Source organism: Streptomyces sp. NPDC055815, from assembly GCF_053616475.1.
Genome location: NZ_JBSHDU010000002.1, coordinates 48,556 through 61,195, shown reverse-complemented (window position 1 = coordinate 61,195; position 12,640 = coordinate 48,556). Strand labels below are relative to the sequence as shown.

Here is a 12,640-nt window from a genome sequence, read left to right as displayed (position 1 = left end):
TCCGCCGCGCTACCCGGCCGACCGCCCGTACACCTGCTTGCCCAGCCACTGGCCGCCGTCCACCGTGAGGCACTCGCCGGTCAGGTACGACGCCCCGTCGCCGAGCAGGAACAGGGACGCCTCCGCGATCTCGGCGGGGTCGGCGAAGCGGCCCGCCGGGACCGTGGCCAGAACCTCCTCGCGCGCCTCGTCGGTGGCCCACAGGGCCGCGCCGGCGCCCTCCGTCTCCGTCGGGCCGGGGGCGATGCAGTTCAGGCGGATGCCCAGCGGGGCGAGTTCCACCGCCAGGGTCCGCGTCATCGCCAGGACACCGGCCTTCGCGGCGGCCGAGTGGACGGTGCCCGGATGGCCGTGCCAGGCGTACGTGGCGATCACGGACAGGATCGAGCCGCCGGTGCCTTGTTCGCGCAGCCTGCGGGCGACGGCACGGGTGCAGTAGTACGAGCCGTTGAGGACGATGTCGACGACGGCGCGCCAGCCGCCCGGGGACAGGTCGATGCCGGGGACGACGAAGTTTCCGGCGGCGTTGTTGACCAGCCCGTCCAGCCGGCCGAACCGCTCGACCGCCGCGGCCACCAGCGCGTCCACCGCCTCCGGGTCCCGCACGTCCGTCGGCACCGCGAGGGCCTCCCCGCCGGCCTTCTCGATCAGGGCGACCGTCTCGTCGAGCCGCTCCGGGGTGCGGCCGGCGACGGCGACCCGGGCGCCCGCCCCCGTCAGGGCGAGCGCGACGGCGCGGCCGATACCGCTGCCGCCGCCGGTCACGAGGTACGTCCGTCCGTCGAAACGGGTCATGAGAGCACTCCATGGGCGTCGAGGGCGACCGCGCCGCCCGGGTGGACGAGCAGCGGATTGACTTCGAGCTCGATGAGCTCGGGGTGCTCGGACGCGGCCCGCGCCAGGGCGCACAGGGCGTCCGCGGCGGCATCCAGGTCGACGGCGGGCGCACCCCGCCAGCCGGTGAGCAGCGGTGCGTGCCGCAGGGACAGCAGCAGCGCGCGCGCCCGTTCCTGGGTGAGCGGGGCGAGGGCGAGCGCGGTGTCGGCGAGCAGTTCGGCGGTGACCCCGCCGAGGCCGACCATGGCCACGGGGCCGAACGCCGGGTCGTACCGCACTCCGGCGATGAGCTCCACGGAATGCGGGTGCACGGCCATGGCCTCCACCGCGTACCGGGTGGCGCCGGTGGCGTCCCGCATCCGGGCGAAGGCGGCGCGCAGCGCGGCCTCGTCGCCGATGCCGAGGGCCACCCCGCCCGCCTCGGTCTTGTGGGCGAGGCCCATCGCCTTGAGGGCGAGCGGGTATCCGGTGCGGCGGGCGGCCTCGGCCGCCCCGTCGGCCGTGCTGACGAACGCGGCGGTGGGGAAGTCGAGTCCATGGGACCGGAGCAGGGCCCGGACGCTCTCGTACCCCCCGTCCGCGACCGGACGGGACGGGGACGGCACCCGCGGGGGTGGCACGTACGGTGTCGCGCGGACCGGCCGGGCCGCGTGGGCCAGGGCGGTCGCGGCCTGCTCGATGCGCTCGTAGACGGGTACGCCGTGCGCGCGCAGCACGGTCAGGGCCGGGGTGTCGCGGGCCATGGTGTGGACGACGAGCAGCCGGCCGGCCTTCCGCGCGGCCTCGCCCAGCTCCTCGGCGACCTCGCACTCCTCGCGGGCCTGGCCGGGGTTGGCGGTGGCGTAGTCGCCGAAGTAGCCGGTGAGGACCGTGGCGTCGGTGTCCCCGCCGTCGAGCAGGGCCCGGGTGATCCGCGCGTAGGTGCGGAGGTTCGCCTCCCCGGCGCCCGCGAGGTCGACGGGGTTGCCGCAGCCGCCCCGGCCGGGGAGGTGCGCGGAGACGGCGGCCCGGGTGGCCTCGTCGAGCACGGGGACGTCGAGCCCGCGGGCGACGAGTGCGTCGGCGGCGAGCGCGCCCTGGCCTCCACTGTCGCCGACGACGGCGATGCGCGGCGCTCCGGGGGCCACGGGGGCACTGTCGGCGACGGCCGAGCTCCGGCCCGCGCCGACGCTCCCGCGCTCGCCCGTGTCCCTGCCTGTGGCAGTGCCCGTGTCCGTGCCTGTGGCCGTGCCCGTGCCTGTGGCCGTGCCCGTGCCTGTGGCCGTGCCCGTGTCCGTGCCTGTGGCCGTGCCCGCGCCCCTGCCCGTGCCTGTTGCCGTGCCCGTACCCACGCCCGCGGCCACGGTCCGGTTCCGTCCGGGGAACGACGCCCGGCCCCGGCGTGCCGTCGCCGTCAACAGCACCGCCGTGTCGACCAGTTCGCCCGCCGACTCCAGCAGGATCGCGCCCGTGTCGCGGCAGACGGCGTCCACCACCGCCCGGGCGCTCACCAGCGCTCCCGTGTGGGAGGCCGCCGCGCGGCCGGAGGCCTCGCTGCGGCCGAGGGTCAGCAGCAGGACGGGCTTGCCGGCCGCGTGGGCGGCGGCCAGGGTGCGGGCCAGGCGCCGCCCGTCCCGGAAGTCCTCCACGTACGCGGCGACGACACGCGTCGCGTCGTGGGCGATCAGCGCGTCGAGGGCGTCCGCCGCGTCGATGTCGCGCTGGTTGCCGAGCGAGACGAACCGGGAGAACCCCTGCCCCGCCCGGGCCAGGAGCCTGCCGATCTCGAGGGCGAGGTTCCCGCTCTGCGACACAAGACCGACCGCCCCCGCAGGGAAGTCGCCCCAGCTCAGCCGCAGTTCGGTGGTGGTGTCGACGACGCCCATGCAGTTGGGGCCGAGCAGCCGGCCGCCGTGCGAGGTGACGAGCGCGGCGAGTTCCCGTTCCTCCTGCGGACCGGAGCCGCCGGACGTGATCACGGTGAAGCACCGCGCGCCCGCCGCGAGCCCCTGGACGACGACGGTCCGCACTTGCGGCGGCGGCACCGCGACGACGACCTGCTCGGGGACGGTGGTCAGGGACCCGAGGTCCGGCAGGAAGGGGACGCCGTCGAGGGCGCCGCCCCGCTGGTTGACGAGGTGGACGGTGCGCCGGGAGCGTCCGGCGAGGGCGCCGGCGGCCAGCCAGTAACCCCACTTGGCGGGATCGGCGGAGGCCCCGACGACGGCGACGGAACGCGGATCGAAGAGGGCGTCCAGGCTCATGCGTACCAGCCGAAGCGTGCGGCGATCACCGGCAGCCGGTCCGCGACGACGCCGTGCGCCGCCGCGCGCGGGGTGGTCCCGTCGCGCTCGGCCCGGGCCAGGACCTGCTCGACCAGCGCGCGCATGGAGCGCCGGATGTGGGCGAACGCCTCGTCCGGGTCCGCGCCGATGTCGCCGAAGAGGGTCCACCACCACCAGGCGTTGGTGGCCGAGTTGACGACCACGTCCGGCAGGACGGTGATGCCGCGCGCGGCCAGCCGTTCCTCGGCCTCGGGCAGGACCGGCATGTTGGCCGCCTCGGCGATCCAGCGGGCCGTGATCCCGGCCTGGTTGCCGGCGTCGACCGCGTACGAGACGGCGGCCGGGACGAGGACGTCGGCGTCGGCGGACAGCCAGGCGTCGCCGGGGAGTTCGCGGTCGTCCGCGCGCAGCGCGGCGCGGTCCACGGTCCCGTACGCGTCCCGGGCGGCAAGGAGGGCTTCCACGTCCAGGCCGTCCGGATTGAGGACCGTCCCCTTGACGTCGGCCACGGCGACGATCTTCAGCCCGGCCCGGGCGAGGAAGCGGGCGGTCGCCCCGCCCATCGTCCCGAAGCCCTGCACCGAGACCCGCGTCCCCGCGTGGGGGACACCGGCCCGGTCGAGGGCCGTCAGGACCGACTCGGCGACGCCGCAGCCGCCCGCCAGCTCGTCGAGCCCGATGCCGTCCACGTCCACGGCGAACGCGTCGGCCAGCCGGCGCCGGGCCGCGGCCTCGTCGTCGAGCAGCGGGTACACGGCCTGGATCGAGGAGACCAGACCGGCCTCGGCGGCCGCGCGGTCGACGAGGTCCTGGGTGAGGCCGAGGTCCTCGCCGGTGGTCCAGAAGCGCTCGATGTGCGGGCGCATGGCACGGAGGTAGCGGACCAGCACCCCGTACGCCTCGGGGTCGCGCGGGTCGCAGTCGATGCCGCCCTTGGCGCCGCCGAGCGGGATGTAGCGGCCCTCGGGGTTGTAGTGCAGGGCCTCCTTCATCGTCATGCCGCGGGCCAGGCCCGCGACCTCGTCGAGGGTGCAGCCCTCCCGCATCCGCAGCCCGCCGCTGGAGACGCCGCGCACGAGCCGGTCGATCACCAGGTGGCCCTGGCGGCCGGTCACATGGTCCGTCCAGGTGAGGGAGATGAGAGGGGGGTTCGTGAGGGCGGTCGCGGTCTCGGACGTCATCGGGAGGACTCCTCAGGAACTTCGGGAACTTCGGGAACGACGGCAACTTCGGGCACGGTCAGGACGGTGGGTCCGGGAGTGGTCAGCGCGAGGGCCAGGGCGTCGGCGAGCTCCTCCGGCGAACGCACGGTCGCACCGTGCCCGCCGTAGGCGCGGGCGAGCGCGGGGAGGTCGACGGCGGGCAGGTCCACCGCCAGGGGGGTGTCCCCGCGGGCCGCCATCTCCTCGCGGATCTCGCCGTAGCCGCCGTTGTCGAAGACGACGACGGGAAGCGGGAGCCGGAGCTGCGCCGCGGTGGCGAGCTCCTGCACGGAGAACTGCAGGCCGCCGTCGCCGCTGAGGGCGACGACCTGCCGCTCGGGGCACGCGGTCTTCGCGCCGATCGCGGCGGGCAGGGCGTAGCCGAGGGTGCCGAAACCGGTGGGGTGCAGATAGCGGCCCCCGGGGCCGAGGGGCAGATGGGGCAGGGCGCCGTAGTAGCAGCACTGGGCGCTGTCGGAGGTGAGGACGGCGTCCTCGGCGAGGACGCGGCGCACGGCCCGGAGGTACGGCAGCCAGCGCGCGTCGCGGGCACGGGTCTCGTCGTCCCGGGCGGCCCGGAGGGCACGGACGTCGCCGGGGTCCGCAGGGACGTGGGCGAGGTCCGCCGCTTCCGCTGGGACGTCCCCGCCTCCTCCTCGGCACTCGGCGAGCAGCGCCGTGAGCAGGACCCGCGCGTCGCCCACCAGGGGCACGTCCGCCGGGAGCCCCGCGTACATCTGGGCGGGGTCCACGTCGACCCGGATCAAGGTGCCCCTCAGGGCCGGCGGCGGACCCCAGAGGTCGGACTCGGCCAGCTCCGTGCCGACGGCGAGGACCACGTCGCGGTCGGCCAGCCACTTCTGCACGGCCGGACTGTGCAGCGACACGCCCAGCGAGAGCGGGTGGCGCTCGTCGAGGACGCCCTTGCCGTTGGCGGTGGTCACCGCCGGCGCGCCCAGCCGCTCGGCGAGCGCCGCGCACTCCGCGGCCGCCGCCCGGGCCCCTCCGCCGAGGACCAGGGCGGGCCGCCGGGCCGCGCGCAGGACTGCGGCCGCCTGATCCACCGCCGCCGGGTCGGGCGCGGGGGGTCCGGTGAGCGGCGCACGCCGTACGGGCCCGGCCGGCTCGACGGTCTCCAGCAGGTCGAGCGGCACCTCGATGTGCACCGGACGGGGCCGGCCCGTACGGAAGAGGGTGAAGGCCCGTGCCACCGCCGAGCCGATCTCGTCCACCGACGACACCCGGTGGCTGAAGGCGGCGACGCCGCGCAGCGCCTCGGTCTGGCTGCGCATCTCGTGGAGGAGCCCGGTGGACTGCCGGGGGTGCCGCAGCGGCATGCCGGGGGAGACGACGAGCAGCGGCACGCTGTCGGAATAGGCCTGGCCGACGGCGGCGGCGATGTTCAGCAGCGCGGGGCCGGTGGTGGTGATCGCGACACCGGGCCGGCCGGAGACCCGGGCGTACGCGTCGGCGGCGTATCCCGCACCCTGCTCATGGCGGGGCGTCACATGACGTATGCCGTACCCCGGGAGGTGGCGGTAGATCTCCAGGTTGTGCGTGCCGGGGATCCCGAAGGCGTCGGTGACACCGTGCGAGGCGAGGGCACGGACGACGGCCTCGCCGCCGGTGAAGGCCCCGCCGCGGGGGAGGGGCGCGCCGGGGGCGAGGGATTCTCCGCCGGTGAAGGCCCCGCCCTCCATGGGTGAGGTCGTCATCACAGGCCCCGCGAGATCACGAGCCGCATGATGTCCGAGGTGCCCTCCTCGATCTCCTCCAGCTTCGCGTCCCGCATCCACTGCTCCACCGGGTACTCGCGCGAGTAGCCCCAGCCGCCGAGGGTCTGCACGGCGGCCCACGTGCAGTACGCGGCCGTCTCCGAGGCGGTCAGCTTGGCCATGGCGGCCTCGGTCGTCGCGGACAGGCCCGCGTCCAGGCGCTTGGCCGCGCGCCAGGTCATCAGACGGGCCTGCTCGATCCGGGTCCGCATGTCGGCCAGCCGGAACGCCACCGCCTGGTGCTCGATGATCGGCTTGCCGAACTGCTGCCGGGTGCGCGCGTAGTCGCGTGCGTACTCGTACGCGGCCCGTGCCACGCCGGTCGCCGCCGCGCCGAGCACGACCCGCGAGATGTCGAAGGTCCGCATGAGGCCCTGGAAGCCCTGTCCCTCCTCGCCGAGGCGGTTCTCCTCGGGCACGAAGGCGTCGGCGAAGAAGATCTCCCGGCAGACGATGGCGCGCTGGCCCATCTTGCGCATGGGTTCGCCGAAGGTGACGCCGGGGGTGTCCTTGCGCAGCAGGAAGGCGGTCACGCCCCGGGAGCGCTGCGTGGGATCGGTCTTGGCGAAGACGACGTACTGCTCGGCCTCTCCCGCGTTCGAGATCCAGGCCTTCTGGCCGTTCAGGAGGTAGCCGCCGTCGGTGCGGGTGGCCGTCGTCACGATGGACGCGGCGTCGGAGCCGGAGCCGGGTTCGGTGGTGGCGAGGGCGGTCATCGGGGTGTCGGCGCCGGTCAGCGGGGTGAGCCAGGTCCGCTTCTGCTCCTCGGTGCCGAGTGCCAGCAGCGGGTCGGCGAAGAAGCCGTTGGAGCAGAGCAGGTTTCCGATGCCGAGGTCGCCGACGCACAGCTCCTCCTGCACGAGGCACTGGGTGAAGACATCGGTGAAGCCGCCGCCGCCGTACTCCTCGGGAAGCATGAAGCCGGTGATGCCGACCTTGGCGGCTTTGTGCCACAGGTCCCACGGTGTCTCGACGTCGGCCTCGTCCACGGCGCGCGCCCGCGGGCGGATCTCGTCCCGGGCGAAGGTCCGGGTGAGTTCGACGATGCCACGCTGCTCGGGGGTGAACGGAACCAGCTCGGTGGGGAGCTCGGACATGGTGCCTCCAGGGGTGGCAACAGGGTCGTTAACTGAACCGTCAGTCAGTATCGAGAGGCGTTCGCGGCGCTGTCAACGCCCCGGATCCCTCCACTTCCGACCCCGTCTCCGGCCACCGCCCGCGGGGCGTCGTGACGGTCGGCGGCAGGGAAGGGGAGAGTGGCGTGGGCCAATGGCTCCGTCCGGTCACTCGGACCACCGTGGCAGTGGGTCAATGGCCCACCGTTTCGGCGCCGAGTTGAGCCGCCGGGGCCCCTTCTGTCTATCCTTGTAGCCATCACACACCTTCGGCGCCGCGCAGCGCCGTCCGGCGACGAGGCCGGACCGGCCCGCGGTGCTTTCGTCGTGTCCGAGCCCCCACCACCCCAGGGGAGCCTCGTGCGCGGTGAGGACAGATCAAGGGGGGCGGGCTTGACCGCCGTGCAGAAGTACTTCATGGCTCCGGATCCGGGGCTCGTCCGGCTCAGGATCTCGCTCCGTGCCGTCCTCGGCGTCGGCCTCGCGGTCGCCCTGGCCGAGCTGCTCGGTCTGTCCCTCGTCGCGTCCATCACCGCCGGCCTCGCCGCGCTGCTCGCCCTCTTCACGGTCGGCGACCCCACCGTGCGCCGTCAGGTCGTCACCACCGCCCTGCTGCCGACGGTCGGCTTCCCCGTCCTCGCCCTCGCGGCCGTCCTGCACGACGCGCCGCTCCTGCGGGACGCGACCTGGCTGCTCGTGATCTTCGCGGGCGTGTACGCGCGCCGCTGGGGACCGCGCGGACACGCGCTCGGCATCTTCGCCTTCATGCAGTTCTTCGTGACCCAGTTCCTGCACGCCCTGCCCGCCCAGCTCCCCCAGCTGTACGCGGCCACCGGCATCGCCCTGGGTGCGGCCGGGGTCGTGCGCTTCGTGCTGTGGCCCATCGAGCGCCGGGTCCCGCCGCCGGCGGTGCCCGCCGCCCTGCCCGGGACGGGACTCGCCCGGGCCACCACCCGCCAGGCCGTCCAGGTCGCCGTCGCCTCCGGGGCGGCGCTCGTCATCGGGCAGTTCCTCTCGGAGCAGCGCTGGTACTGGGCCGTCGGCACCGTCTGGTGGATCTTCGTCAACACGGCCTCGCGCGGCGAGACGCTCGTCCGGGGCTTCCGTCGCGTCCTCGGCACCGTCACCGGCATCGCCGGCGGATTCCTCGTCGCCATCCCGCTGGGCGGCGCGCCCGTCGTCACCGCGTTGCTGGTCGCGGTGTGCGTGTTCGGGATCTTCTACACCGCCGCCGTGTCGTACAGCTGGATGATCCTGGCCGTCACGGTGATGGCGAGCCTCCTGTACGGGCTCCTCGGCGTGCTGGACGGTGCGCTGCTCCTCCTGCGCGTGGCCGAGACCGGCGTCGGGGCCGTGTGTGCCGGTCTTGCCGTGACCTTCGTCCTGCCCGTCCGGACGCACACGACGAACGACGCGTGGATCCAGCGGGCGCTCCTCTGCGTCCGCTCCGCCACCTCGGCGTCCGTCAGGCGCCTCGCGGGCGACGACGCCGCCGACCCGACGCCGCACGCCGCCGAGCTGGAGGCGCTCCTCGGGCGCGTGCGGCTCTCGCTGGCCCCGCTGGTGCACCCGCTGACCCCCTTCCGGGGGAGGAAGCAGCGAGCGCGCCAGGTCCTCGTGCTCCTCGACGAGGCGGCCACCGAGGTGCGGGGTCTCGTCTCCGTGGCCTCCGACCCGGACGCCAGCCACGACGCCCGCCTGGCCGCCGCCTGCTGGCGCGTCGAGGCCGCCGTGGAAGCCCTCACGTCGCGCGAAGGGGCCGCCGTGGAGGCGGACGCCCACCACCGGGCCGAGGGCGATGCCCACACGGGTGCGCCGGCTCTGGCCCACGCGAGGGGGCTCGCCCGTGTGCTGACCGAGCTGGACGCTCCGCTGCGGACCCCGCCCGGCGCCTGGGTGGTCCGTTCCTGAGAGGGACCGACTCCCTCACCACTTTGGTCTAGACCGCCTGCTACCGTCGGCCCGACGAGACGACGGCCGGTCGACCGCGACCGGCCCCGGGGACAGGGGAGGCGCCGTGGGCGGCACAGGGACGGATCAGGGCCGGAGCGGGGCGCGGGCGTACATCGGCTCCTTCACCTCGGCGGGCGGCCGCGGCGTCCTCGCCGCCGACGTGGACCGGGAGACGGGCGCCCTGACCGTCACCGGCGGCAGCGACGCCGTCGCCGACCCCTCCTTCCTCGCCCTCGCCGGGCCCGTGCTCCACGCCGTGTCCGAGACCGAGGCGGGAGCCGTCGCCGCCTTCGACATCACCGGACCCGCGCCCCGCCCGCTCGGCGCCCCCGTCCCCGTCGACGGCGCCGGCCCCACCCACCTGGCGCTCGCCGCCGGGCACCTCCTCACCGCCAACTACACCTCCGGCAGCGTCACCGCTCTGCCCCTGGCCGAGGACTGCACCGCCCGCCCCGCCGCCACCGTCCTGCGGCACGCGGGCAGCGGCCCCGTCGCCGACCGGCAGGGCGGCCCGCACGCCCACCAGGTCCTCCCCGACCCCAGCGGCGACTGGGTCGTCAGCGTGGACCTCGGCACCGACTCCGTACGGATCTGCGCCCTCGACCCCGCGACCGGGCGGCTCACGCTGCACGGCGAGACCGCGCTGCGCCCCGGCACCGGACCGCGCCACCTGGCCTTCCATCCGGCCGGCACGCACGCGTACGTCCTGAACGAGCTGGAGCCCACCCTCACCGTCTGCCGCTGGGACGCCGCCGAGGGCCTGCTCGAACCCCTCGGCGAGACCCCCGTCGTCCCCGAGGGCACCACCGGCCCCAGCTACCCCTCCGAGGTGGTCGTCGCCCCCGACGGCCGCTTCCTCTGGGCCGCCGTGCGCGGCGACGACACCCTCGCCGTGCTCGCCCTCGGCGAGGACGGCGCCGAGGCCCGTCTGGTCGCCACCGTGCCCTGCGGCGGCACCTGGCCCCGCGACCTCACCCTCGACCCCTCGGGCCGGCGCCTGTACGCGGCGAACGAGCGCTCCGGCGACGTCACCTGGTTCACCCTCGACCCGGAGACCGGCATCCCGTCCCGCGCGGGTGCGATCGAGGCCCCCGCCGCCTCCTGCGTGATCTTCGGCTGAACCGGGCACTGAGCGGGGCCGCGGAGCCGGGCACTCGGCAGGGCACGGAGCCGGGCGCTCAGCAGGGCACGGAGCCGGACACGACGAAGGGCCCGCACCGGACGAATCCGGAGCGGGCCCTTCCGTACGTGTCAGAGCGAAGGCGCGCCCTGCGGCTGCTGCGGCGGAATGCCCAGCGCGGTCGTGTACTGCGAGAGCACCAGCTTGCCGATGGCCGGGTAGGCACCCAGCGGCTCGGCGGCCGCGCACCCGGCCTCCTTCGACGCCTCGTCGAGGAGACCCTCGGCCAGCTCGGGGCCGATCAGGTACGGGGCGAGGGCCAGCTGCTCCGCACCGGCGGCGCGCAGCTGCTCGGCCACGGAGGCGATGGAACCCTCCTGGTCGAGCGCGGCGGCCATCACCGGGACGGCGAGGCGCGCGGCGAGCAGCATGCCGGTGATCCCGGCGGCCTGCACGGCCTCCTCGCCACCGACCGTCGCCAGGATGATGCCGTCGGCGGCCGTCGCGACCGTGAACAGCCTCGCCCGGTCGGCGCGGGCCAGACCGGCCTCGGAGAGACGCACGTGCAGCGCCTCGGCGAGCAGCGGGTGCGGGCCGAGGACGTCGGTCAGCTCGGCGGTGTTGCCGCCGTCCATCAGCGCCTGGCGGACCTGGCGCATCTGGGCGCTGTCCGGGCCCGCGAGCAGCGGGACGACGACCGCGGCGGGGCCCGTCGGGGCGGTGGCCTCACGGCCGGCGGCCAGGGCCAGCTGGTACCGCTCGGTGCGCAGCGTCTCGGTCGCCGTGAGGACGGTCGCCAGCGAGGGGTACTCGGCGTCGTCACCCTCCAGGAAGCCGATCGCGGCCTCCAGGCCGGGCAGCTCGGAGCGGGCGATGCTCACGACCTCTTCGGCCAGCGAGCGTATGGCGGCGGACGGCGCGCCGGGCACGGCGAGAACCAGTGCGGGAGCGCCCTCGGGCGCCGCCGCGGGTTCGGGGCGACGGTGCCGCCCGGACTGGCGGGGTCGAGGCATTCGTACAGGCAGGCCGGAAGCAGGCCCAGTGGGGGAGCTCATGGCGCCGCATGCTACTGGTTTCGCCCGCCGCGCCGTTGGCTGAGGTGCGGTCACGCGCCTTCTGCCCCTCTATGTCCGCTCTGGGGTCCGGCTTCCGTTCCGCCGCCCTTGCTCGTCCGCCCCGGCTCCGATTCCGCTTCCCTTCCTCCGCAGCGCCGACCGGTCCCGGCCCCGCCCCGATGCACCGCCTCCCACCTGGGCGGACGGCCCCGCCTAGGCAGGCCCGCGGCCGAACAGGCAGAGCAGCGAGGGGTGTTCCGGCAGGCGCAGCGTGTCCGCGGCGAGTGCGCGGGCGAGAGCGACCGCCCCGTCGAGCGGATCCCCCACCGGCTGCACCGTCCGGGCCTGCGGCAGCAGCTCGCCGAGGGCGGACCGGAGCGGTGCGAGCAGGGGCTCGCCCAACCTGAAGAGCCCGCCGGTGAGGGCCACCTGGGCACCCGGCTCCACCGGGCACACGGCCTCGGCCGCCTCGGCGATGTGCGTCCCGGCCCGCGCGAGGATGCCGGCCGCCACGGGATCCGCCTCGGCGCAGTCCCTCACCGCGGGCGCGAAGGAGGCGAGCGCCGCGGGACGGTCCGTACGCGGGTAGAGCACGCCCGGCAGTCCGGCCGCCGGCCCGAAGAGCTTCTCGGCCCGGGCCAGGAGCGCCGCCGAACCGCCGCGCCGCCCGTCGTGCGCGCGCATCGCCGCCTCCAGGCCCGCCCGGCCGATCCAGGCGCCGCTGCCGCAGTCGCCGAGCAGATGCCCCCAGCCGTCGGCCCGCCGCCAGGACGTCAGATCCGTGCCGAGCGCGATCAGCCCCGTACCGCCCGCGACGACGACGCCGGGCCGCTGCCCGAGCGCCCCGGCGTACGCGGTGACCGCGTCGGCCGCGAGGGCGACCCGGCGCACCCCCCAGGCCTCGGCGAAGGCACCCGGGAGCACGGCCCGCAGCTCGTCCCCGAGGGTCGCCATCCCGGCGGCGCCCACGCCCACGGCGACGACCGGCCGCGAGCGGTAGGTCTTCCTGAGGGCCCGGACCGCGGGCAGGACCTGCTCCAGGAAGTGCTCGGCGGAGATCCCGTCGGAACCGGTGCGCACCGGTTCGCGTGAGGTCCGACTGTCGAGGAGTTCCCCGCCCGCGGCCTCGGCCAAGGCCACGCGAAGCCCCGACCCACCGGAGTCGACGCCGACGACAAGGCCCTCGGAGAGTTCGTTCATCAGATACCTCCGAAGATGTCCCGGCCTTGGGGTCGGATGGGAATCGGACTTCTGCGGACCAGGGGAGCAATGGTCATTTCGGCGTCAGGGCGGGGCATTATATGCCGCATGCGGTCGTG

General features: G+C 75.3%; 9 protein-coding genes. 2 read left to right on the top strand and 7 right to left on the bottom strand.

Translation table 11 applies throughout. The annotated features are described in order from the left end of the window. Positions 1 to 9 precede the first annotated feature (9 nt). From ACWGN5_RS02055 to ACWGN5_RS02035, 5 genes are read right to left on the bottom strand one after another with little or no spacing between them, the layout of a single operon-like run. The gene (locus tag ACWGN5_RS02055) at positions 10 to 795 is read right to left on the bottom strand and encodes an SDR family oxidoreductase (RefSeq protein WP_453510675.1); all 786 of its coding nucleotides are present in this window, start codon (positions 793 to 795) and stop codon (positions 10 to 12) included. Further along, positions 792 to 3,080, bottom strand: a complete 2,289-nt coding sequence (locus tag ACWGN5_RS02050) for an acetate--CoA ligase family protein (RefSeq protein ID WP_453510674.1) — start codon at positions 3,078 to 3,080, stop codon at positions 792 to 794. The genes ACWGN5_RS02055 and ACWGN5_RS02050 overlap by 4 nt, the downstream gene beginning before the upstream one ends. Then, a complete protein-coding gene (locus ACWGN5_RS02045) occupies positions 3,077 to 4,282 on the bottom strand; it encodes a Glu/Leu/Phe/Val dehydrogenase dimerization domain-containing protein (protein ID WP_453510673.1) in 1,206 nt (401 codons plus the stop codon). Before ACWGN5_RS02045 ends, ACWGN5_RS02050 begins: the two co-directional genes overlap by 4 nt. Continuing rightward, on the bottom strand, positions 4,279 to 6,018 hold the full coding sequence (locus ACWGN5_RS02040; RefSeq protein ID WP_453510672.1) for a 5-guanidino-2-oxopentanoate decarboxylase: 1,740 nt from the start codon (positions 6,016 to 6,018) through the stop codon (positions 4,279 to 4,281). Before ACWGN5_RS02040 ends, ACWGN5_RS02045 begins: the two co-directional genes overlap by 4 nt. Further along, the gene (locus tag ACWGN5_RS02035) at positions 6,018 to 7,175 is read right to left on the bottom strand and encodes an acyl-CoA dehydrogenase family protein (RefSeq protein WP_453510671.1); all 1,158 of its coding nucleotides are present in this window, start codon (positions 7,173 to 7,175) and stop codon (positions 6,018 to 6,020) included. The genes ACWGN5_RS02040 and ACWGN5_RS02035 overlap by 1 nt, the downstream gene beginning before the upstream one ends. Positions 7,176 to 7,610: 435 nt before the next feature. Between ACWGN5_RS02035 and ACWGN5_RS02030 the strand changes: the two genes are divergently transcribed. Then, on the top strand, positions 7,611 to 9,104 hold the full coding sequence (locus tag ACWGN5_RS02030; RefSeq protein WP_453510875.1) for an FUSC family protein: 1,494 nt from the start codon (positions 7,611 to 7,613) through the stop codon (positions 9,102 to 9,104). 106 nt (positions 9,105 to 9,210) lie between these two features. Continuing rightward, on the top strand, positions 9,211 to 10,266 hold the full coding sequence (locus tag ACWGN5_RS02025; protein WP_453510670.1) for a lactonase family protein: 1,056 nt from the start codon (positions 9,211 to 9,213) through the stop codon (positions 10,264 to 10,266). 131 nt (positions 10,267 to 10,397) lie between these two features. Here ACWGN5_RS02025 and ACWGN5_RS02020 read toward each other — a convergent pair whose 3' ends face one another. After that, positions 10,398 to 11,321, bottom strand: coding sequence for a sirohydrochlorin chelatase (locus tag ACWGN5_RS02020; protein ID WP_453510669.1), 924 nt, complete (start codon positions 11,319 to 11,321; stop codon positions 10,398 to 10,400). Between the two features lie 213 nt (positions 11,322 to 11,534). Then, positions 11,535 to 12,521 carry an N-acetylglucosamine kinase gene (locus ACWGN5_RS02015; protein WP_453510668.1) on the bottom strand — a complete coding sequence of 329 codons (987 nt, stop codon included), beginning with the start codon at positions 12,519 to 12,521 and terminating at the stop codon, positions 11,535 to 11,537. Positions 12,522 to 12,640 lie beyond the last annotated feature (119 nt).

Bases quoted from the DNA above. Each gene is read 5' to 3' on its own strand.
- ACWGN5_RS02055 (WP_453510675.1), bottom strand. From the start codon at position 795: ATGACCCGTTTCGACGGACGGACGTACCTCGTGACCGGCGGCGGCAGC.
- ACWGN5_RS02050 (WP_453510674.1), bottom strand. From the start codon at position 3,080: ATGAGCCTGGACGCCCTCTTCGATCCGCGTTCCGTCGCCGTCGTCGGG.
- ACWGN5_RS02045 (WP_453510673.1), bottom strand. From the start codon at position 4,282: ATGACGTCCGAGACCGCGACCGCCCTCACGAACCCCCCTCTCATCTCC.
- ACWGN5_RS02040 (WP_453510672.1), bottom strand. From the start codon at position 6,018: ATGACGACCTCACCCATGGAGGGCGGGGCCTTCACCGGCGGAGAATCC.
- ACWGN5_RS02035 (WP_453510671.1), bottom strand. From the start codon at position 7,175: ATGTCCGAGCTCCCCACCGAGCTGGTTCCGTTCACCCCCGAGCAGCGT.
- ACWGN5_RS02030 (WP_453510875.1), top strand. From the start codon at position 7,611: ATGGCTCCGGATCCGGGGCTCGTCCGGCTCAGGATCTCGCTCCGTGCC.
- ACWGN5_RS02020 (WP_453510669.1), bottom strand. From the start codon at position 11,321: ATGAGCTCCCCCACTGGGCCTGCTTCCGGCCTGCCTGTACGAATGCCT.
- ACWGN5_RS02015 (WP_453510668.1), bottom strand. From the start codon at position 12,521: ATGAACGAACTCTCCGAGGGCCTTGTCGTCGGCGTCGACTCCGGTGGG.